The sequence below is a fragment of the Pseudomonas sp. Marseille-QA0892 genome, assembly GCF_054950135.1.
Genome location: NZ_CM143104.1, coordinates 3,629,929 through 3,649,617, shown reverse-complemented (window position 1 = coordinate 3,649,617; position 19,689 = coordinate 3,629,929). Strand labels below are relative to the sequence as shown.

Genomic DNA, 19,689 nt, shown 5'->3' with positions numbered 1-19,689 from the left:
TGACTCAAGAAATATCGACAGTCTTGAGCGCGAGTTGATCGGCCAGGCGCACGAAGGCGGCGAGGTCGAGCTGTTCGGGTCGCAAGCTCCCGTCCACGCCGGCCGCTTCGATTTCGTCGCCGGTCAACACGGACTTAAGCGTGTTGCGCAGCGTCTTGCGGCGTTGGTTGAACGCCTCTCGCACCACGCGCTCCAGCAACGCCGGGTCCTTGGCAGGATGCGGCGGTGTTTCGTAAGGGACAAGACGGACGATGGCCGAGTCGACCTTTGGTGGCGGGTTGAACGCGCCTGGACCAACGTGGAACAGATGCTCCACCCGACAATGGTACTGAACCATAATCGACAATCGGCCCCAGTCGCCGCCACCCGGCACCGCCGCCATGCGCTCCACCACTTCCTTCTGGAGCATGAAGTGCATGTCCTTGATCAGATGCGCCTGCTCCAGCAGGTGGAAGATCAAAGGGGTCGAAATGTTGTACGGCAGGTTGCCGACGACGCGAAGCTCGTGCGGCCCGCTATCGAGGCTGGCGAAGTCAAACTTCATCGCATCGCCCTGGTGCAGGCGGAAGTTGGGTTCAAGCCCGAAGCGAAGCTTGAGCAGCGGGATAAGGTCTAGGTCGAGTTCGATTACATCGAGCTCAGCACCGCTGCCTACCAGGCCTTCGGTGATTGCGCCTTGCCCAGGCCCGATCTCCACGAGCCGCTCGCCCGCGCGGGGGTGAATGGCGCGGAGGATGCGATGAATGACGCCGGCATCGTGCAGGAAGTTCTGGCCGAAGCGTTTACGGGCGCGATGAGGTTGAAACTCGGACATGGTATTTCCAGGCGAACGGGCGCGAAGGCGAAAGGTGGGAAGTTTAACAGATGACCAAGGCGTGCCTTCGCATCGCGGCGTAACCGAAGGCGACACGATAGTGTTGGTTCAGCGGGGGGTGCCCGTCATCTCAAAGGCAGTCTCAAGAGCGACTTCCAGGCTGCCGGTGTCGATGTTGCCCGTGCCTGTGAGGTCTAGTGCCGTGCCGTGGTCAACGGATGTACGCACGATCGGTAAGCCGAGGGTGACGTTTACCGCTGCCCCGAAGCCTTTGTATTTGAGAACGGGTAGGCCCTGATCGTGATACATGGCCAGCACGGCATCACAACGATCGAGGTGCTTGGGCGTGAATAGCGTATCGGCAGGCAATGGACCCACCAGGTTCATACCCTCTGTACGAAGCTGGGCAAGGGTAGGCTCGATGACGTCGATTTCCTCTCGCCCGAGGTGGCCGCCTTCGCCAGCGTGGGGGTTCAGTCCGCACACGAGAATCCGCGGGTCCTGTATTCCAAACTTGGTGCGCAGGTCGTGATCGAGAATTCTCACGACCGAGGTAAGCAGGCGCGGGGTTATAGCAGCAGGTACGGCGCTTAGCGGCAGATGAGTGGTAGCAAGGGCCACTCGCAGGCCGCGCGTGGCCAGCATCATGACCACTTGCTCGGATGCGGTCTGCGCCTGCAGGAATTCGGTATGCCCCGAGAAGGGAATGCCAGCATCGTTGATGATGCCTTTGTGGACAGGGGCGGTAATGATGCCTGCGAACTGCCCGACTACACACCCTTGAATCGCGATCGTCAACGTGTCGAGCACGTAATGGGCATTGCGCGCATCGAGCTGCCCGGAGGTTACCTCCGCTGTCAGCGGAACATCGAGCACGTACAACTCGCCGGGCCCGGCAGGTGCGGGCGGGAGCGATGATTGTGTGACGGTTTTCAGCGAGACAGGCAGGCCCAGTTGTTGAGCCCGCTGAGCGAGCAATGCCTGGCTGGCAATGACCACGAGTGGCGCGGGGTGCGCCTTTTGTGCGACCAGCAGGCAGAGGTCGGGACCAATGCCTGCCGGTTCGCCAGCGGTGATCGCGAACGGGATCACTTCTTGATTTCTACGTAGGCCTCGTCCCGGATGCGGCCTAGCCAGTTCTGCAGCTCTTCGTCGTACTTGCGGTTGCGCAGGAGCGTAAGCGCCTGCTGACGGCGCGCATCATCACTGGCGTCCGTGGCGCGGCGGCCCAGCACCTCGAGGATGTGCCAGCCAAACTGCGTCTGGAAAGGGCGCGAGAGCTGGCCTTGAGGCGCTTGCTCCATTACCTGCCGGAATTCCGGTACGAGGTTGCTTGGATCAACCCAGTTCAGGTCGCCACCGTTCAGTGCCGAGCCCGGATCTTCAGAGAAGCTCTTGGCGAGCGTCGCGAAGTCTTCACCGTTCTGGATCCGCTGGTAGAGACGCTCGATCAGCTTTTGCGTTTCCTGCTCGCTGCGGATTTCACTTGGCTTGATGAGGATGTGGCGGACGTGAACTTCGTCACGGACCTGGTTGCCTGCGCCGCGCTTTTCCAGAACCTTCAGCATGATGAAGCCGCCGGGCGTGCGCACGGGTTGAGTGACATCGCCAACGGACATGCTGCCAACCATGTTGTCGAACGGGGCAGGCAGCTGGGCGGCTTTGCGCCAGCCGATCTCGCCGCCATCGAAGGCGTTCTCGCCAGCGGAATTGGCGATGGCGAGTTGGCCAAAGTCAGCACCCTGCTGCAGCTGGCGGTAAACCTGCTGGGCGCGCGCTTCGGCGTCCTGAATATTGGCGGTCGAAGCGCCGTCCGGCACAGGAATCAGGATATTGGCCAGGCGGAAGTCATCGGACAGGTGCATGCGACCGAGATCCGACGCCATGAAGTTTTGAAGCTCCTGGTCGCTGACCTGAATGCGCTCACCTACCTGACGCTGGCGCACCCGGCTGATGATCATCTCGCGACGTACCTGCTCGCGTGCCTGCTCGTACGACAAACCGTCACGTGCTACAGCGCCGCGGAACTGGTCCAGTGTCATGTTGTTGCGCTGGGCAATGGTCTCCATTGCCTGGTTCAGCTCGTCATCGGAAATGCGAATACCGGCGCGGGCACCCAATTGGAGCTGGATGTTTTCGACGATAAGCCGGTCCAGCACCTGGCCGCGAAGCGCTGCAGGGTCAGGCGCACCGCCTTCGCGGCGTGCGATGGTCTGCTGCACCTCTCGCACACGTTGGTCGAGCTGGCTTTGCATGACGACATCGTTGTCGACGATGGCGACGACTCGGTCGAGCGGCTGCACCTGGGCATGCGCCAGGGTGCTGCCGACCAGCATTGCGCTGAGCAATGCCGGCCGGAGGAAATCACATAGCTTGATCTTCACGTTCTCTGAAACCTTGAATGCCTTGGTCGAGGAAGCCTTCGGTCTTGTTGCCGAAGATGCCGCCCAAGCCTTTGAGGACGATTTGAAGGAAAATTCCCCGATCCGGGTCTTCGTTTCGGCTCGGATTGAGGCTCGTCTCGTCGTAGTCGACCCAATAACGGTTGATCAGGCGCAGCTTCCAGCAGCAGCTGTCGTACTCGAAGCCACCGAAGGCTTCCAGCGTGCGGCTGCGGTTATAGTCGAACTGCCAGCGAGCGACGACGCTCCATTGCGGGACGATCGGCCAGATGACGGAAAGGTCATGCTGCTGGATCTTGTAGTAATCCTTGATGTATTCCGGCGTTCCAGCCGTGCCGTAGTCGCTGCCGTAGGTCCAGCGACCTGTGGCCTGGTCGAATCGCATGGTGTCGTTACGGTAGCGATAACCCACATTCACGATCTTCCGGGGATCGCTCTCTGGTTGATAATGGAACATCAGGCTGCCGGAGCGAGTTTCGTGGCTGTCCGGATCCCAGTTGTAATCTGCGTTCAGGCGCCAGTCGCGGTTGAAGCGGTACATGTACTCAAGCGCGTAAGGCGATACGCTGGAGGTGGCGTCCTGCCGCTCGCGATAGTTGATCAACGGCATTTGCACTTCGCGGTCACGGAAGTAGTAGGCCTGACCAACGCTCAGGCGCTGACGCTCGAAGCCATTATCCTCGATCCAGCGGCTGGTCACGCCGAGCGAAACCTGATTGGCGTCGCCGATACGATCACGCCCTGTGAAACGGTTTTCCCGGAACAAAGACGCGTAGCTAAAGGTGTACTCGCTCGTGTCAAAGACAGGGATGTCGCTCTGGTCCTTGTTCGGCACGTGGAGATAAAACAGGCGCGGTTCGAGCGTCTGGCGCGCTTGTGTGCCGAATAGGGATGTTTGTCGATCAAAGTAAAGCCCGGAGTCCAGGCTGAACAGCCCTACGCCTCGACTAACACTGCTGTTATAGGTCTCACCTGTTTCAGCCAGCGTGCTGCGACCGGCGGAATCCAGATCCAAATCGTAATTGGTCTGGAGGTACTTGGCGGTAGGTTTGACGTAGCCCCAAGTCCAGTCGAGCGGCAAGCTAACAGAGGGCTCCACATGGAGTCGGTCGCCTTCAGCTCTCGCAAGGCCCTGCAGTCGATCGTCATACCATTGCTCTGGTATGCCGTCCTCATTAATGAAGTTTCCGTTGCGCAGGCTGCGTTCGAAGCGGACAGCTTCGGTGCTGTAGGCGAAATTCAATCCGCCCGGCTCGAACGGCAACTGGCCGTCAAGGGTAATTTGCGGGAGCCGATCGTAAGGCGTGATGTTTACGACGGTAGCGCGTTCGTAGGCATGCGCGTTGAACCGAGCGGTATAGCTGTCACCGCGATAGGTTAACGTTCCGCGCTGATTAAGAAACTCGCGGCGTTGGCCGTCGATATCCATCTGACTAGTCAGGTCTTGGAAATAGTAAGGATCGCTGACGTCGGTGTAATCGACTTCTGCCATGAGGCGCGAGTCAAATCCAGTCCGATTCTGAACGTTCACCATCCAGCGATCGTCGCGATAGTCTGACTGGAGCTTGCGGTCGTCATCTTTGTCGCGCAGGAACGCGCCACCTACCTGCCCCTCGCTGTTGCGCGTCAGGTAGCGGAATTCACCTTCCATGAGTAGGCCGCGCTTGGCCATATACCGCGGGTAAATGGTGGCGTCGTAGTTCGGCGCAAGGTTGATGTAGTAAGGCGTAACGATCGAGAAGCCCGTCTTGCTCGCCGTGCTAAAGCTCGGCGGCAGAAAGCCTGACTGGCGGCGGTCGTCGATCGGGAAGTAGATGTACGGCGTATAGAAAATCGGGACGTTCTTGACGCGCAAGGTAACGTTCGTGGCCGTACCAAAACCCGTGGCCGGGTTGAGCGTTACGTTGTTGCCCTTGAGCTGCCAGGCGTTGTCGCCCGGTTCGCAGCGCGTATAGGTGCCGTCCTTCAACCGTACGATGGACGTTACCTCACGCTTGGCGTAGCTGGCGCTGCCGCGTGCGTGCGCGTCATGCATCACGTATTCGGCGTTGTCGACTTCCGCTTCACCGCTGTCGAGCTTGATCTGAGCGCGGTCGCCCAGCACCAGGAAGCCCTTGTCGCGAAGCTTGACGTTGCCCTGAAGCTCTCCGCGGTTATCCAACTGGTGGAGGTTGGCCTCGTCGGCCTCGACCTGCAGGCTCGACTGACGCATGACCACATCGCCCGCGAGCGTGGCGATCTGCTCTTCCTGCTGATAGCGCGACGCCTTGGCCGATAGATAGGTCGGCGCCTGACTCATCGGCGTGTTGTCATTCATGCCGGGACGCGTTGGCTCAATGTACGCACCGGCGCAATACGGGCCGGCCTCTGCAAGCTGCGCAGGTGTCAGCTGATCACGCGGCACCCAGTCCAGGCGGCTGAAGTCTTCGCTCGGCCGGGCCGCTCGCCGCGATGTCGTACGATCGCCGGTCTGCAGCTCCTCGGGCGTCGCGGCGCTGACAGCGCTCTCGCTATGCTGCGGTCGCGGTGGCTGCACGGCCGGTGCGGCCTTCGGGCTACATGCCCAGGCCCCTGTCGGCCCAGGTTGGCAATTGAACTGCTCGGCAGCGCTGATGCTGCTGACGGGCTGCAACAGGAGCAGGCCACCAGTGAACAGGAGAGGGAACTTGGTACGGAACGCGGGGAGTTTCGATGCCATCTTGTAAGTCCGGAGCTTCCTGGCGCCATCGGCCTGAGCAGGAGGCCGCATGCCTCTCGATGGGCTGAAAAAGATGCTGGATAATAAAGCATGACCCGCTTAACAGCTAGCGCCTGCTCGGGAGACTCGAAGGCCATGACTCAGGATGTACGTTTGCAGCAGCTTCAAGACTGGCTAGACCGCGAGTTGCCGGCACTTTCCGCGCGCGAAGGATGGGGCCCGGTTCCCGAATCGACATTGGTTCCGGCCAGCAGTGACGCAAGCTTTCGTCGATATTTTCGTTGGGTCGCGGGCGGGCGCACCCTAATTGCGATGGATGCGCCGCCGCCCCAGGAAAATTGCGAACCTTTCGTCCGTATTGCTGGCCTCCTTGCCGAAACGGGTGTGAATGTACCGCTGATTCACGCGGCTGACCTCAAACAGGGATTTTTGCTGCTGAGCGACCTGGGGAGTCAGACATTCCTGGATGTGATGGACGAAACCAACGCGGATGCGCTATTCGATCGAGCCATCGATGCGCTGCTGGCTATCCAGGCCCGAGCGGATGTCTCGACACTGCCTGCCTATGACGACGCGCTACTGCGCCGGGAGCTGCAGCTGTTTCCAGAGTGGTATCTGGGTCGACACGTCAGCGTAGAGCTCGATAGCACGCAGCAGCGGTATTGGGAGCAGACCTGCGATGTGCTTGTGCAAAGCGCGCTGGAACAGCCGCGTGTGTTCGTCCATCGTGACTACATGCCACGCAACCTGATGGTGTCATCGCCTAATCCGGGCATCCTGGACTTCCAAGATGCCGTGAATGGCCCTGTCACCTATGACATCACCTGCCTGTTCAAGGACGCGTTTCTCAGTTGGCCAGACGAGAAGATCACGGCTTGGCTTCAGCTGTACTGGGAGCGTGCGCGTGCCGCTGGCATTCCGGTCCACGAGAGCTTCGAAGCGTTTCACCGCGCCAGTGATCTGATGGGCGTCCAACGGCACCTGAAGGTGATCGGCATCTTCGCGCGCATCTGGCATCGTGACGGCAAGCCGCGGTATGTCGCGGATGTGCCACGTTTCTTCGGCTATATAGACGCTGTCTTGGCTCGACGGCCCGAACTGGCTGATCTACGTTCGCTGCTTGCCGGGTTGCCGCCCGCAGGAGGCGCTACGTCATGAAGGCAATGATCCTTGCGGCTGGGAAAGGTGAACGCATGCGCCCGACCACCCTGCATACGCCCAAGCCACTCGTCAAAGCAGGTGGCAAGCCGCTCATTGACTACCATGTCGAAGCCCTGGCCCGGGCTGGCTTTACCGAACTGGTGGTCAATCATGCCTGGCTGGGCGCGCAGATCGAAGATTACCTGGGAAGCGGAGACCGATACGGCGTTCGCATTCAGTATTCCCCCGAAGGCGAGCCGCTGGAAACGGGCGGAGGCATTCACCGAGCCTTATCGCTGTTGGGTGATACGCCATTCCTTGTAGTGAACGGTGACATCTGGACCGACTATGACTTCGCGCGGCTGGGTGAACTGGGCGACGACCTTGCGCATCTCGTTCTGGTCGACAACCCGCCCCACCACCCCACAGGCGATTTTGGCTTGCAGGGTGGGCGTATCGCCGACAGCGGTGAAAAGCTGACCTTCAGCGGTATCTCGATTCTCCATCCGAACCTGTTCGAGGGTTGCGGCGCTGGCGCGTTCAAGCTTGCTCCGCTTCTGCGGCAGGCGCAGGCCATCGGACGCCTGGGTGGCGAACATTATCGAGGCGATTGGATTGATGTCGGTACGCACGAGCGGCTGGCTGAGGTTGAGCAACGGTTGGCGGGCAGGTCGTCATGATCTGGCTCGGCACGGTTGCCGGCGTGGGGATTGGCTTCGCAACAGCCAGCATCCCAGGTGCATTGCTCGGCGCCTTGCTGGGACAGGTGCTGGACCGTCGGCTGAAGCTGGCGTCGTGGCGCGATCTGCGTAATCGCATAACACGGCCCGTCGACCGGAACGAAACCTTATTCATCATGCTTGGCCGCATAGCGAAGCGCGACGGCGTCGTGCGCGACGCGCATATCCGTCAGGCGCGTGCCGAGATGTCACGCCTCGGCCTCGATGCGGCGGGACAGCGCAAGGCGATCGACGCCTTCAGCCAAGGCAAGCGCGAAGACATCAAGCTGCATGCGCCCCTCAAGCGTCTTCGGGAGAGCCCGGAGTACGTGACGCAGATGCTGTCCGCGTGTTGGCGGATGGCGAATGCTGACGGACGCGCCACAACGGCAACCCGAGAGCTCATCGTGCTTTGGGGTAAATGGCTTGGGGTGCCCGCAGAGAACGTGCTGCGACTGGACCCCTTTCGCACGGCGACGCCCAAGGCACCCGCCATGGGTGAGCAGGCTCGCTACGCCGAGGCTATGCGGCTATTGGGCGTTACGCGGGAAACCCCCGCAGACGCGGTAAAAAAAGCCTACCGCCGGGCGCTGAGTGCGCACCATCCCGACAAGCTGGCAGGCCAGGGCGCCAGCGCCGAGCGGTTGCGTGAGGCAACGGATAAAACGCGGTCGCTGCAGCAGGCCTACCAGCTGATTCGTCAGGTTCGCGGGTTCCGCTGATTACTCGTCCTCACGAATCGATGCTCCCAGTCTCAGAGCAATGAAGTGGGGCAAGGGGCGCTTGATGATTGGTACGCGCTAGTGCCGATCGAGCCATCCCCGTATCCGGCGTACCAGTTGGTCCTGGGCGACCTCGCGGTCAGCCGATAGGCCGCCAAGGCGTATCTGGTGATAGTTCGGATGGGATTCACGTTTGCTCGCTTGCAGCCGCGCCTGTGCGACCTTCCGCTCGTTTTCGGATGTACCCGTGACGACGTCCGCCACGCCAGCCTTCAGTGTCGCGGCAAGGTTGGTGAGGGCAGGTGGATACCCGGCTGGATCCGTGCCATTGACCATCACGACATGGGTGAGCGAGGCCGGTTGCTGTTCATTGGCGAAGCGTGCTGACCAATACGCGCCTGTGCCGTTTCCTACCAGTACGACGTACGGCGGCTGTTGCTCGGACACGCTATCAATGGCCGCCTGGATTCGTGCGAATACCCTATCCGCATGCGCCTTCCGGCGCGTTTCGGGATCGATCTTGCTGGCCTCGGGCTCAGCCTCAACGTCAGGCTCTGGGTCGTCCGCCGGTGCGGCATCGCCAACATTACTATCGCTCGGCTCGGCAGGCGCGTCGCTGGCCGGGCTCGTCTCAGGGGACGTGTCCGCCGAGGGTGGGGTGGTCGAAGCGCGCGGTCCCGTCCCAATGGTGTAGCCGGTCAACGGATCCAAAGGGTCGGGCAACGTCAGGCTCAACGTGTTCCACCCACTTTCTGGAAGTGTACGGCGTAGCGGCCCGACAACTTTCGGCCAGTCGGCGGTCTCGTTGTTGCCCGGGACAAGGATGACGGTCCCCTGCGCCGTGGCGCGATTCGCGGGCAGCCACAAGGCCAGGAACTCGCTGTCATCAGCTTTCAGCGTCCGCTGCTGTTCGGCGGGAAGACGCTGGATCAGCGCGGCGGCTTCCTGTTCGCTGCGCTCGGAGACCTTGGTTTGGGCGGGGGCGGCAGGCGCTGGCTCGGCAGGCTCAGCAGGCGGCTCTGCTTGCGCAAACGCCGGCGAAGCAATGAATACAAGAACGGGCAGCAGACGTGACGATGCGGACATGGGACCTCCTTTGCGCTCCATAGCGTAGGATCTTCACGCGTTGACGGCGAGTATGTCGGCGCTCCTATGCTGCAAAAACGGTACTCGAGTCTTACGGGTGAAAGTTCCGCCAAGCAAAGCGGTCAAGCAGCATGGCCATTGTTGCGAGGCGTACACTGCAAATTTTCCCGTTAGTGCTCGGTTAATGAACCTCAACGATCCCAGCCTTGTGGAGCTGCTCGACGCGCTCCATGACGGCATCTATGTCACGGACGGCGAGGGCGTGACCCTCAAGGTCAATTGCGCCTACGAGCGCTTGACCGGGCTGAAAGCTCAAGCACTGGTCGGCCGCCGAATGGTCGATCTGGTGCGTGAGGGCATCATTTCCCGCTCCGCTTCGCTTCGCGTGTTGGACGACCGTGTTCCATTTTCGGTTATGCAACGGCTCGGTAATGGCAAGCGCCTGCTCGTCAGCGCTTCGCCGATCTTCGGCGAGGGGCGCTCGATCCGGTATGTGGTCAGTGTCGTCCGAGATATGACTGAGCTGTTGCGCATGAAGCACGAGCGCGACGAGCTCCAGCAACTCAAGCAGCTACGTAACAGCACCGCGAAGTTGCATGCCGGACAGCAAGACGAGTTGCTTCAGTCGCCTTCCGTGCTCGGAGATCCAGCGCTTTATGCCCTGGCCCGCCGGGTCGCCGCGCGCGACGTGAAAGTACTGATCCAAGGCGAGACAGGGGTGGGCAAGACCCTCCTTGCACGTTTCATTCATAATGCCAGCGAGCGAGCCAATGAGCCGTTTCTGGCATTGAACTGCGGTGCTATGCCCGAACACCTTATCGAAGCCGAGCTTTTTGGTTATGCGCCTGGCGCTTTCACCGGCGCGTCGGCCAAGGGTAAGCGAGGGCTGCTGGAGCTTGCCAATCGCGGCACGGTGTTTCTCGATGAGATCGGTGACTTGCCGTTGAGCCTGCAGGTCAAGCTGCTGAAAGTGGTCGAAGAAAGCCGCTTCATTCCGGTGGGCGGGTTGGAGCTACGCGAAGTCGATGTACGCATTGTCACCGCGACGCACCGAAACTTAAGACAGATGGTGGAAGAGGGCGCGTTCCGCGCCGACCTGTTTTACCGGTTGAACGTTGTGCCCTTGCAATTGATGCCCCTGCGCGAACGACGCGACGAGATCGCGCCCCTGTTGCGCCACTACCTGGACCACTTCAACCGCATTCACGGCCAGCAGCTTGAGTGGGATCTGGAGGCCATGGACTGGCTCATGGAGTATCGCTGGCCGGGTAATATCCGAGAGCTCATCAACCTGGTCGAGCGTCTGGTTGTAACTTGCGAAGGCGAGCGCATTCGGTCCTTGGACCTGCCTGCCGAGTACCGCGCAGCCGAGCCTGATTCCAGCCCGGATGCAGGGCTTCCCTTGCGGCGTGTCGTGGAGTTGGCAGAGCGTGGCGCAATCCGCCGCGCACTGCAGAAGTACGGGACTACCCGCGGTGCGGCCAAAGCCCTCGGTGTCAGTCAGGCGACCGTGGTGCAGAAGATGAAGCGCTGGGAGCGCAGCGATTAGTTTTGCGATCGGACCTGCGAATAGCGATTGGATTTCTAATCGCTGCCTCTACGCTTCCGCGTTACAGTTTTCGCTGTGATGCCCTCGTTCCGGGCCTTTGAGTCGCATGGCACGCCTTTGGCTTTGTGACTCAAAAGCCATAACAACGAACAAGGGTGTGCCCGATGAGCATTGCTTCCTTCAAGATCGCCAACAAGCTGATCACAGGCCGAGATGCCGTGGAGCAGCTTGATGCCGAACTGTCCCGTCTGGATGTTTCGAATCCACTGATTGTCACCGATGCCGTTCTGATGAAGTCTGGTACTGTGCAGCTCGTGCTGGACAAGCTGGCAGGCCGAGCCTACGGCGTCTTCGATGACGTAAAGCCCGAGCCGGAAATCGCCATCGTCGAACAGTGCATGTCCGCGTACAGCGAGGGAGGGCACGATGGCCTGATCGGGGTAGGGGGCGGCAGCGCAATCGATATCGCCAAGAGCGTGGCGGCATTCGCCGGCCATGACGGGCCGCTGGAAGCCTTGTTCGGTGTGGATCTCGTAAGACGCAAGGGTCCGCCGCTGATCGCGATTCCCACCACGGCGGGCACGGGGTCGGAGGTGACCAACGTGGCCATCCTTTCGGACAAACAGGCGCAGTTGAAGAAGGGCATCGTCAGCGACTACCTGCTGCCGGACGTGGCGCTCGTGAGCCCTGGCATGACGCTCACTTGCCCGCGAGGCGTCACTGCGGCGAGTGGTGTGGATGCGCTGGTTCATGCGGTTGAGTCCTACCTTTCGGTAAATGCATCGCCTATCACGGATGCGCTGGCAATTGGCGCGATCCGTATGATCGCGTCGGCCCTCCCGAAGGCTTACGCGAACCCTGATGACCTGAAAGCACGTGAAGACATGGCCACTGCCAGTCTGATGGCCGGGATGGCCTTCGGCAACGCCGGCGTCGGTGCGGTCCATGCCTTGGCGTATCCGCTGGGCGGACGTTTCAACATTGCTCACGGCGTCAGCAACGCACTGCTGCTGCCTTACGTGATGGATTGGAACAAGCTGGCCTGCGCGGAGCGCTTCCGGGACATCGCCCAGGCGCTTGGCGAGCGTGTCGAAGGGCTGTCCGCGCGCGACGCGGCCGATCGCGCCGTGCATGCCATGGCAGCGTTGTGCGCGAGCGTCGATATCCCGCGTGGCATCAGTCACTTCGGTGTCCCGGAAAACGCCATTCCTGAAATGGCGCTGGAGGCGAGCAAGATTGACAGGCTGATGCGTAATAATCCGCGCCGCCTGAGCGCCGATGATATCGAAAAGATCTACCGCGCAGCCTATTGATCGCGCCCGATGCGGGGCGACGCCGCCCCGCTCATACCTATTCCAATACCAAGAACAAAACAGGTAACCCTATGTCCCGTCCCGACGCTTACGGCCCGGAAACCCCCTACATTCCGCTCGGCCCATTCAAAGTCCGGCTGCCTTTCATTCACTACCGCTTCGAAATGTCCGACTATATGCAGGGCTTGCTCATGTGTGCGGTGGACCTTGCGGCCATTCCGCTCATGACCGAGTTTCTAGGCATGCCGTTCGAGGTCGCCCTCGCCGTCGTGATGCTGAACGGGTTGCTGTACCTTGCGCACCATTTGCTGGGTGATCCGGTGGTCCCGGGTTGGATTACGCCAGCCATTCCCTTGCTCATGGCCTATTGCAGCCAATTCCCGGAGGGGCCTGAGCGCGTCCATGCGCTGATTGCGTTCCAGCTGATGCTCGGCGTCTTTTCTATAGGGCTGGGCATGACAGGCATGGCGAGTAGGGTAGTGTCGATGGTGCCCTCGGCACTCAAGGCCGGGATCATCATGGGCGCAGGCCTGGCAGCCGTGGTGACGGTCTTCAAGGAAGGCGGCCGGTTCGACGCGTTTCCCTGGACTATTTCCATTGCCATCGGCATCGCGTTCTATCTGATCTTCTCCATCCACTTCCAGCAACTTAAGAAGCGCAGCGCGCTGTGGCGCAACTTCGCCAAGCTCGGAATATTTCCGATCATTCTGCTGGCCGTGTTCGTTGCCCCGATATTCGGCGAGGCGCCTTGGCCGAAGATCGAGTGGGGCTTTAGCAAGCCCGACTTCGTGACGCTCTGGAACGAATACACCGTCTTTGGGCTAGGCATGCCACCGCTGATGATGTTCGTTACGGCCATTCCAACGGTGCTCGCCGCGTACCTGGTGGTGTTCGGCGATGTGCTTGGCGCCAAGGCGATCCTGCGTGAGGCCGACGATCTTCGCCGGGATGAGAAAGTGGACTTCAATCCAAACCGGTCCCACCTGATCTTTGGTGGCCGGAACTCGATCATGAGCATCATCGGCCCCGATGTTGCCATGTGCGGACCGCAGTGGTCGGCGATGCAGGTCGTCATCACGGAGCGATTCAAAGGCGGCCCTCAGGCGATGAAGTCCATTTACGGTGGCGTAGGCTCGTTCCGCTGGGGGACCAACACCGGATTGCTGCTTTTGCCGGTCGTAACGCTGTTGCAGCCCATTTTGGGTGTTGCCCTGGCGCTCACACTGCTGATCCAAGGCTATGTAAGCGTGCGTTTGGGTATCCTGGAAGCGCGTAGCCAGCGTGATCTGGGCATTGCGGGGATCATCGGAGCGGTGCTCGCCATCAAGGGTGCCGGCTGGGCGTTCGCGATTGGCGTGGGCTTGTGCATTCTGATCTATGGCGCCTCCTTCTTCCGGGGCGAAAACGATCGGACGTTCACCAAGGATCTCGACACGCCAGAGGATCCTGACATGACGGCGGCTAAGGCGGCGGCGCCCACGCCTACCCAAGCGAGCTCGGTCAACGAGTAGCCGGTTGAGGGGAGTGTTATGGGCGCCGCTTCGAGCACGCGGCGCCTATCTCCGCTGAATGTCGGCGTCTAGCCCCGGATTGCCGTTTGTAATACCTGCCGTGCCCTGCAGAAGGGTGAGCGGTTACAATGCGCGCCTTTTCCGTGAACGCCTCAGCAGGTTTCTCATGCAGCCCTTCGCCATCGCCCCTTCGATTCTTTCCGCCGATTTCGCTCGCCTGGGCGAGGAAGTTGATGCAGTTCTTGCCGCAGGGGCGGATGTTGTCCATTTCGACGTCATGGACAACCACTACGTGCCAAACCTCACCATTGGCCCCATGGTCTGCTCGGCGCTGCGCAAGTACGGCATTACGGCCCCCATCGACGTCCACCTCATGGTGAAACCGGTGGATCGCATCATCGGCGACTTCCTCGAGGCGGGTGCGAGTTACATCACCTTCCATCCGGAAGCGTCCGAACATATCGATCGTTCGCTCCAGTTGATTCGCGATGGTGGCGCCAAGGCCGGCCTGGTCTTCAATCCTGCCACCTCTCTTGACGTCCTCAAGTACGTCATGGACAAGGTCGACATGGTCCTGTTGATGAGCGTTAACCCAGGTTTTGGCGGTCAGAAATTCATCCCCGGCACGCTGGACAAGCTCCGCGAAGCAAGGGCGCTCATCGACGCGAGTGGTCGAGACATTCGCCTCGAAATCGACGGTGGGGTGAACGTGAAGAATATTCGGGAAATCGCCCAAGCCGGTGCGGACACCTTCGTTGCCGGCTCGGCGATATACAGCCAGCCAGACTATAAGGCCGTGATCGACGCAATGCGTGCCGAGCTTGCCGAGGTGCGTGCGTGAGCGGCGTCGGCCAGAACGGTCTGCGACAGCTGTTTCCCGAACGGCTGCCAAGGCTGGTGATGTTCGATCTAGACGGCACGCTTCTCGATTCCGTGCCAGACCTGGCCGCGGCGGTGGACTCTACCCTCATGCTGCTCGGCCGGCCGCCTGCGGGCGTCGCCCAAGTGCGCGATTGGGTGGGTAACGGCGCGCCCGTTCTAATACGGCGCGCCTTGGCGGGGCAGCTCGACTACTCCGCGGTAGACGATGCGACGGCTGAAGAAGCGCTCGCGCTTTTCATGCGGGCCTATGCCGAAAATCATGAGCTCACCACGGTCTACGTGGGTGTGGTGCCGACGCTTGACTGGCTGAAGCGCCAAGGCGTCAAGCTGGCGGTCGTGACCAATAAGCCAGAGCAGTTTGTTGCGCCCTTGTTGGAAGACAAAGGCCTGCTGAGCTATTTCGACTGGCTGGTCGGCGGCGACACGCTGCCCCAGAAGAAGCCGGACCCCACGCCACTCCTTCATGTCATGACCCAGGCGGGCGTTACGCCCAGCGAATCGCTGTTCATTGGCGATTCACGTAATGACATCCAGGCCGCCCGCGCAGCAGGCGTCTGCTGTGTTGGCATGACATACGGGTACAACCATGGCCATGCCATCGAAGACGAACAGCCTGACCTGGTGCTGGACGATATGCGGGGACTGCTTCCCGGTTGATTCGCTTTGCCGCCTGCGCTAGTGTGGCGGCAATATTTTCCCGCCTGACGAGAGTGCCCCGTGGTAGTCGTCTGCAAACTCTGGATGAAAGTCATCAAGGCTCTGGCCCGTTGGCGCTGGCGCGCCTGACATTCTCTGGCCGGCTCGCCGGCGCGTTTGCACACCGATTCCAATCCCAGAGCCACCCGGCTCGGACCACGAGGCTTCACATGACTCGCGATGAATTTCTGCGGTTGGCCAATGAAGGCTACAACCGTATTCCGCTGGCGTTCGAAACGTTGGCTGACTTCGACACCCCCCTGTCGCTGTATCTGAAACTGGCTGACGCGCCGTATTCGTACCTGCTCGAGTCTGTTCAGGGCGGTGAGAAGTGGGGCCGGTACTCCATCATCGGTCTTCCTTGCCGGACCGTATTACGCGTTCACGACCATCGCGTCAGCGTTAGCGAGAACGATCGAGAGATCGAGACCGCCGAGGTCGAGCATCCCCTGTCATTCGTCGAGACGTTCAAAGCGCGCTATCGCGTACCGATCGTGCCGAACCTGCCAAAGTTCGACGGTGGGCTGGTGGGCTACTTTGGCTACGACTGCGTGCGCTATGTGGAAGAGCGTCTGGCGCGTTGCCCAAACCCGGATCCGCTCGGTACGCCCGATATCCTGCTGATGGTGTCTGACGAGGTGGTGGTCTTTGATAACCTGGCGGGCAAGCTGCATTGCATCGTACTTGTCGATCCTCGGGAGTCGGGGGCGTTCGAAAATGGACAGCGGCGGCTGGCAGCACTGCGCCAACGTATCCGCCAGCCCATCACACCCCGGCTTGGGCTGGATTTCTCATCGATAGGGCAGGCCGCCGAGCCATCCTTTCGCTCCAGTTTTACCCGTGAGGACTACGAGGCTGCCGTCGATCGTATAAAGGCGTATATCCTCGCCGGTGATTGCATGCAGGTCGTGCCTTCGCAGCGCATGACCATCGACTTCAAGGCGGCGCCGATCGACCTGTATCGTGCGCTTCGCTGCTTCAATCCAACGCCCTACATGTACTTTTTCAACTTCGGCGACTTCCATGTGGTGGGCAGTTCGCCCGAAGTGCTGGTCCGCGTGGAAGACGGGCTAGTCACTGTCCGGCCGATCGCAGGCACCCGTCCGCGTGGTGCAACGGAGGAGGCGGACCTTGCGCTCGAGCAGGATCTGTTGTCCGACGCCAAGGAAATCGCCGAGCATCTGATGCTTATCGACCTGGGGCGTAACGATGTCGGCCGGGTATCAGAGGTAGGGTCGGTCCGATTGACCGAGAAGATGGTCATTGAGCGCTATTCGAACGTGATGCACATCGTCTCGAACGTGACAGGTCAGCTCGACTCGACCATGACGGCAATGGATGCGCTACGCGCGATCTTGCCGGCAGGCACGCTCTCCGGTGCGCCTAAGATCCGGGCGATGGAAATCATCGACGAGCTGGAACCGGTTAAACGCGGAATTTACGGCGGCGCCGTTGGCTATCTGGGCTGGAACGGCAACATGGATACCGCTATCGCGATTCGTACGGCCGTTATCAAGAACGGGGAGCTGCACGTGCAGGCCGGAGGCGGCATCGTCGCTGATTCGGTACCTGCACTCGAATGGGAAGAAACCCTCAACAAGCGCCGCGCAATGTTCCGTGCGGTCGCGCTGGCTGAGCAGTCCACCCGTCAAGACGTCTGAGGGTTCCACCATGCTGTTGATGATTGATAACTATGACTCCTTTACCTACAACGTGGTGCAGTACTTCGGTGAGCTGGGCGCCCAGGTAAAGGTCATTCGCAACGACGAGCTGAGCGTTGCCGAGATCGAGGCGCTGGCGCCGGAGCGTATCGTGGTATCCCCTGGGCCATGCACGCCAAACGAAGCCGGTGTCTCACTTGAGGTTATTCGCCATTTCGCGGGTAAACTGCCCGTTCTCGGCGTATGCCTGGGCCATCAAAGCATTGGCCAGGCGTTTGGGGGTGATGTGGTTCGGGCCCGGCAGGTGATGCATGGCAAGACAAGTCCCGTCCTACACGAAGATGGTGGCGTATTTGCCGGGCTCAACAAGCCGCTGACCGTTACGCGTTATCACTCGCTGGTCGTAAAACGCGACACGCTCCCCGACTGCCTCGAGGTCACTGCCTGGACCGCGCTTGATGATGGTTCGGTGGACGAGATCATGGGACTGCGCCACAAGACGTTCAACGTTGAGGGGGTCCAATTCCACCCCGAATCCATCCTGACCGAGCAAGGGCATGAGCTCTTCGCCAATTTCCTGAAGCAGCAGGGAGGCCGCCGATGAATATCAAGGAAGCGCTCAATCGTGTCGTGGGTCAGCTCGATCTTTCCACGAACGAGATGAAGGATGTCATGCGTGAGATCATGACCGGGCAGTGCACGGACGCCCAGATTGGCGCGTTTCTCATGGGCATGCGCATGAAGAGCGAAACGATCGACGAGATCGTAGGCGCCGCAGAGGTCATGCGCGAGCTTGCGGCCCCGGTAAGGATCCCGGCCGAGCGCCTTGTGGATACATGTGGCACGGGTGGAGATGGGATGAACATCTTCAATGTCTCTACCGCTGCGGCTTTTGTCGTCGCGGCCGCTGGGGGAAAAGTCGCCAAACACGGTAACCGCGCCGTGTCCGGGAAAAGTGGAAGTGCCGACTTGCTGGAGTCGGCCGGCATTTACCTCAATCTAACTCCGGATCAGGTCGGGCGCTGTGTGGAGAGCGTTGGCGTCGGTTTCATGTTCGCACCTGCACACCACGGCGCAATGAAGCATGCAATCGGACCGCGCCGCGAGCTGGGCTTGCGGACTGTTTTCAATATGCTCGGCCCGATGACCAATCCGGCAGGCGTGAAGCACCAGGTTATCGGTGTGTTCAGCCAGGCGCTCTGCCGGCCGATGGCTGAGGTGCTCGCCCGTTTGGGTAGCACGCACGTTTTGGTTGTCCACGCGCAGGATGGGCTGGACGAGATCAGCCTTGCTGCGCCAACCCATGTGGCTGAATTGAAGGATGGTCAGGTTAGCGAGTACCGCATCCAGCCGGAAGACTTCGGTATCAAGAGCCAAAGTCTCATAGGGCTAACAGTGGAGAACGCGGAAGGCTCGCTGGAGCTCATCCGCGATGCGCTCGGCCGCCGAAAGACCGATAACGGACAGAAGGCGGCGGAGATGATCGTCCTCAATGCCGGTGCTGCGCTGTACGCATCCGATTTGGCAAGCAGTCTTGCAGATGGCATGCACTTGGCGCACGACGCGCTGCATACCGGGTTGGCCTGGGAGAAGCTTCAAGAGTTGGTGGCTTTCACCGCCGTTTGCCGTTTGGAGAATGAAGCATGAGCATCCCCACTGTTCTCGAGAAGATACTGACTCGCAAGGCCGAGGAAGTCGCTGCCTGCAAGTCGCGCATCAGCTTATCGGAACAGGAGGTGCTTGCACGCCATGCGGCGCCTGTTCGAGGGTTCGCCGGTGCGTTGATGTCGTGCGCCGGCCAAAAGCAGCCCGCTGTTATCGCAGAGGTAAAAAAGGCCTCCCCCAGCAAGGGCGTGCTGCGTCAGCAATTCGACCCTGCCGAAATCGCAAAGAGCTATGAGGCGGGTGGGGCTGCCTGCCTGTCGGTGCTCACCGACGTCGATTTTTTCCAGGGTGCTGATGACTATCTGCGTACTGCGCGCGCCGCATGTACCCTGCCGGTCATTCGCAAGGATTTCATGATTGACCCCTATCAAGTGGTTGAGGCGCGGGCCATTGGCGCGGACTGCATTCTGTTGATTGTGTCAGCGCTTGAAGACGGCCTGATGAGCGAGTTGGCGGCAACAGCAAAGGATGTAGGGCTCGATGTGCTCGTTGAGGTGCATGATGGCCTGGAGCTCGACCGCGCGTTGCAGACGTTAGATACGCCGCTGGTAGGTATAAATAACCGTAACCTGCATACGTTTGACGTTAGTTTGAACACGACACTCGATTTGCTCGAGCGTATTCCTTCTGATCGCCTTGTGGTTACCGAGAGCGGTATTCTGGATCGTCAAGCAGTAGAGCTAATGCAGTCACGAGGCGTTCATAGCTTCCTCGTTGGAGAGGCGTTCATGCGTGCGCCCGAACCGGGAACCGAGCTGCGCCGCCTCTTTTTCCCCTGACTGAGTTTTCCAAAACGAAAAGGGCCGTGCGTCTTTCGAGGCACGGCCCTTT

At 60.4% G+C, this 19,689-nt stretch carries 17 protein-coding genes; 12 read left to right on the top strand and 5 right to left on the bottom strand.

Annotation, left to right across the window (positions count from 1 at the left end):
* Window positions 1-4 precede the first annotated feature (4 nt).
* From rsmA to ACY8D3_RS17030, 4 genes are all read right to left on the bottom strand, one after another.
* Window positions 5-814, bottom strand: coding sequence for a 16S rRNA (adenine(1518)-N(6)/adenine(1519)-N(6))-dimethyltransferase RsmA (gene rsmA / locus ACY8D3_RS17045; RefSeq protein WP_462380000.1), 810 nt, complete (start codon window positions 812-814; stop codon window positions 5-7).
* Window positions 815-922: 108 nt separating this feature from the next.
* Window positions 923-1,906, bottom strand: a complete 984-nt coding sequence (gene pdxA, locus ACY8D3_RS17040) for a 4-hydroxythreonine-4-phosphate dehydrogenase PdxA (RefSeq protein WP_462379999.1) — start codon at window positions 1,904-1,906, stop codon at window positions 923-925.
* Window positions 1,903-3,198, bottom strand: coding sequence for a peptidylprolyl isomerase (locus ACY8D3_RS17035; protein ID WP_462379998.1), 1,296 nt, complete (start codon window positions 3,196-3,198; stop codon window positions 1,903-1,905). Before ACY8D3_RS17035 ends, pdxA begins: the two co-directional genes overlap by 4 nt.
* Window positions 3,179-5,914 carry an LPS-assembly protein LptD gene (locus ACY8D3_RS17030; RefSeq protein ID WP_462379997.1) on the bottom strand — a complete coding sequence of 912 codons (2,736 nt, stop codon included), beginning with the start codon at window positions 5,912-5,914 and terminating at the stop codon, window positions 3,179-3,181. The genes ACY8D3_RS17035 and ACY8D3_RS17030 overlap by 20 nt, the downstream gene beginning before the upstream one ends.
* Window positions 5,915-6,049: 135 nt before the next feature.
* Here ACY8D3_RS17030 and ACY8D3_RS17025 point away from each other — a divergent pair, with 135 nt between their 5' ends.
* The 3 genes from ACY8D3_RS17025 to ACY8D3_RS17015 are packed head-to-tail and all read left to right on the top strand — an operon-like array spanning window position 6,050 to window position 8,495.
* A complete protein-coding gene (locus ACY8D3_RS17025) occupies window positions 6,050-7,072 on the top strand; it encodes an aminoglycoside phosphotransferase family protein (protein ID WP_462379996.1) in 1,023 nt (340 codons plus the stop codon).
* The gene (murU, locus tag ACY8D3_RS17020) at window positions 7,069-7,734 is read left to right on the top strand and encodes an N-acetylmuramate alpha-1-phosphate uridylyltransferase MurU (protein WP_462379995.1); all 666 of its coding nucleotides are present in this window, start codon (window positions 7,069-7,071) and stop codon (window positions 7,732-7,734) included. The genes ACY8D3_RS17025 and murU overlap by 4 nt, the downstream gene beginning before the upstream one ends.
* Window positions 7,731-8,495 (top strand): TerB family tellurite resistance protein, encoded by a 765-nt coding sequence (locus ACY8D3_RS17015; protein ID WP_462379994.1) that lies wholly within the window; start codon window positions 7,731-7,733, stop codon window positions 8,493-8,495. The genes murU and ACY8D3_RS17015 overlap by 4 nt, the downstream gene beginning before the upstream one ends.
* 78 nt (window positions 8,496-8,573) lie before the next feature.
* Here the strand turns inward: ACY8D3_RS17015 and ACY8D3_RS17010 are convergent, their stop codons facing one another.
* Window positions 8,574-9,581 carry a DUF3530 family protein gene (locus tag ACY8D3_RS17010; protein WP_462379993.1) on the bottom strand — a complete coding sequence of 336 codons (1,008 nt, stop codon included), beginning with the start codon at window positions 9,579-9,581 and terminating at the stop codon, window positions 8,574-8,576.
* 184 nt (window positions 9,582-9,765) lie between these two features.
* Here ACY8D3_RS17010 and ACY8D3_RS17005 point away from each other — a divergent pair, with 184 nt between their 5' ends.
* From ACY8D3_RS17005 to trpC, 9 genes are all read left to right on the top strand, one after another.
* Complete coding sequence (locus ACY8D3_RS17005) at window positions 9,766-11,130, top strand: sigma-54 interaction domain-containing protein (RefSeq protein WP_462379992.1); 1,365 nt, start codon at window positions 9,766-9,768, stop codon at window positions 11,128-11,130.
* Between the two features lie 164 nt (window positions 11,131-11,294).
* Window positions 11,295-12,443, top strand: coding sequence for an iron-containing alcohol dehydrogenase (locus tag ACY8D3_RS17000; protein WP_462379991.1), 1,149 nt, complete (start codon window positions 11,295-11,297; stop codon window positions 12,441-12,443).
* A gap of 71 nt (window positions 12,444-12,514) precedes the next feature.
* Complete coding sequence (locus ACY8D3_RS16995; RefSeq protein WP_462379990.1) at window positions 12,515-13,954, top strand: hypothetical protein; 1,440 nt, start codon at window positions 12,515-12,517, stop codon at window positions 13,952-13,954.
* A gap of 166 nt (window positions 13,955-14,120) precedes the next feature.
* Window positions 14,121-14,795 carry a ribulose-phosphate 3-epimerase gene (rpe, locus tag ACY8D3_RS16990; RefSeq protein ID WP_462379989.1) on the top strand — a complete coding sequence of 225 codons (675 nt, stop codon included), beginning with the start codon at window positions 14,121-14,123 and terminating at the stop codon, window positions 14,793-14,795.
* A 59-nt stretch (window positions 14,796-14,854) separates the two neighbouring features.
* Entirely contained in the window at window positions 14,855-15,493 is a 639-nt protein-coding gene (locus ACY8D3_RS16985) for a phosphoglycolate phosphatase (protein WP_462384417.1), read from the top strand.
* 209 nt (window positions 15,494-15,702) lie between these two features.
* A complete protein-coding gene (gene trpE, locus ACY8D3_RS16980; RefSeq protein ID WP_462379988.1) occupies window positions 15,703-17,193 on the top strand; it encodes an anthranilate synthase component I in 1,491 nt (496 codons plus the stop codon).
* A 10-nt stretch (window positions 17,194-17,203) separates the two neighbouring features.
* Complete coding sequence (locus ACY8D3_RS16975) at window positions 17,204-17,797, top strand: aminodeoxychorismate/anthranilate synthase component II (protein WP_462379987.1); 594 nt, start codon at window positions 17,204-17,206, stop codon at window positions 17,795-17,797.
* Window positions 17,794-18,840 carry an anthranilate phosphoribosyltransferase gene (gene trpD / locus ACY8D3_RS16970; protein ID WP_462379986.1) on the top strand — a complete coding sequence of 349 codons (1,047 nt, stop codon included), beginning with the start codon at window positions 17,794-17,796 and terminating at the stop codon, window positions 18,838-18,840. The genes ACY8D3_RS16975 and trpD overlap by 4 nt, the downstream gene beginning before the upstream one ends.
* Window positions 18,837-19,637 (top strand): indole-3-glycerol phosphate synthase TrpC, encoded by an 801-nt coding sequence (gene trpC, locus ACY8D3_RS16965; RefSeq protein WP_462379985.1) that lies wholly within the window; start codon window positions 18,837-18,839, stop codon window positions 19,635-19,637. The genes trpD and trpC overlap by 4 nt, the downstream gene beginning before the upstream one ends.
* Window positions 19,638-19,689: the final 52 nt, after the last annotated feature.

Coding starts and splice junctions, on each gene's coding strand:
- trpD (WP_462379986.1), top strand. CDS start 17,794: ATGAATATCAAGGAAGCGCTCAATCGTGTCGTGGGTCAGCTCGATCTT.
- ACY8D3_RS16995 (WP_462379990.1), top strand. CDS start 12,515: ATGTCCCGTCCCGACGCTTACGGCCCGGAAACCCCCTACATTCCGCTC.
- ACY8D3_RS16975 (WP_462379987.1), top strand. CDS start 17,204: ATGCTGTTGATGATTGATAACTATGACTCCTTTACCTACAACGTGGTG.
- ACY8D3_RS16985 (WP_462384417.1), top strand. CDS start 14,855: ATGTTCGATCTAGACGGCACGCTTCTCGATTCCGTGCCAGACCTGGCC.
- rsmA (WP_462380000.1), bottom strand. CDS start 814: ATGTCCGAGTTTCAACCTCATCGCGCCCGTAAACGCTTCGGCCAGAAC.
- ACY8D3_RS17010 (WP_462379993.1), bottom strand. CDS start 9,581: ATGTCCGCATCGTCACGTCTGCTGCCCGTTCTTGTATTCATTGCTTCG.
- ACY8D3_RS17015 (WP_462379994.1), top strand. CDS start 7,731: ATGATCTGGCTCGGCACGGTTGCCGGCGTGGGGATTGGCTTCGCAACA.
- murU (WP_462379995.1), top strand. CDS start 7,069: ATGAAGGCAATGATCCTTGCGGCTGGGAAAGGTGAACGCATGCGCCCG.
- trpC (WP_462379985.1), top strand. CDS start 18,837: ATGAGCATCCCCACTGTTCTCGAGAAGATACTGACTCGCAAGGCCGAG.
- ACY8D3_RS17025 (WP_462379996.1), top strand. CDS start 6,050: ATGACTCAGGATGTACGTTTGCAGCAGCTTCAAGACTGGCTAGACCGC.
- trpE (WP_462379988.1), top strand. CDS start 15,703: ATGACTCGCGATGAATTTCTGCGGTTGGCCAATGAAGGCTACAACCGT.
- ACY8D3_RS17005 (WP_462379992.1), top strand. CDS start 9,766: ATGAACCTCAACGATCCCAGCCTTGTGGAGCTGCTCGACGCGCTCCAT.
- rpe (WP_462379989.1), top strand. CDS start 14,121: ATGCAGCCCTTCGCCATCGCCCCTTCGATTCTTTCCGCCGATTTCGCT.
- ACY8D3_RS17030 (WP_462379997.1), bottom strand. CDS start 5,914: ATGGCATCGAAACTCCCCGCGTTCCGTACCAAGTTCCCTCTCCTGTTC.
- ACY8D3_RS17000 (WP_462379991.1), top strand. CDS start 11,295: ATGAGCATTGCTTCCTTCAAGATCGCCAACAAGCTGATCACAGGCCGA.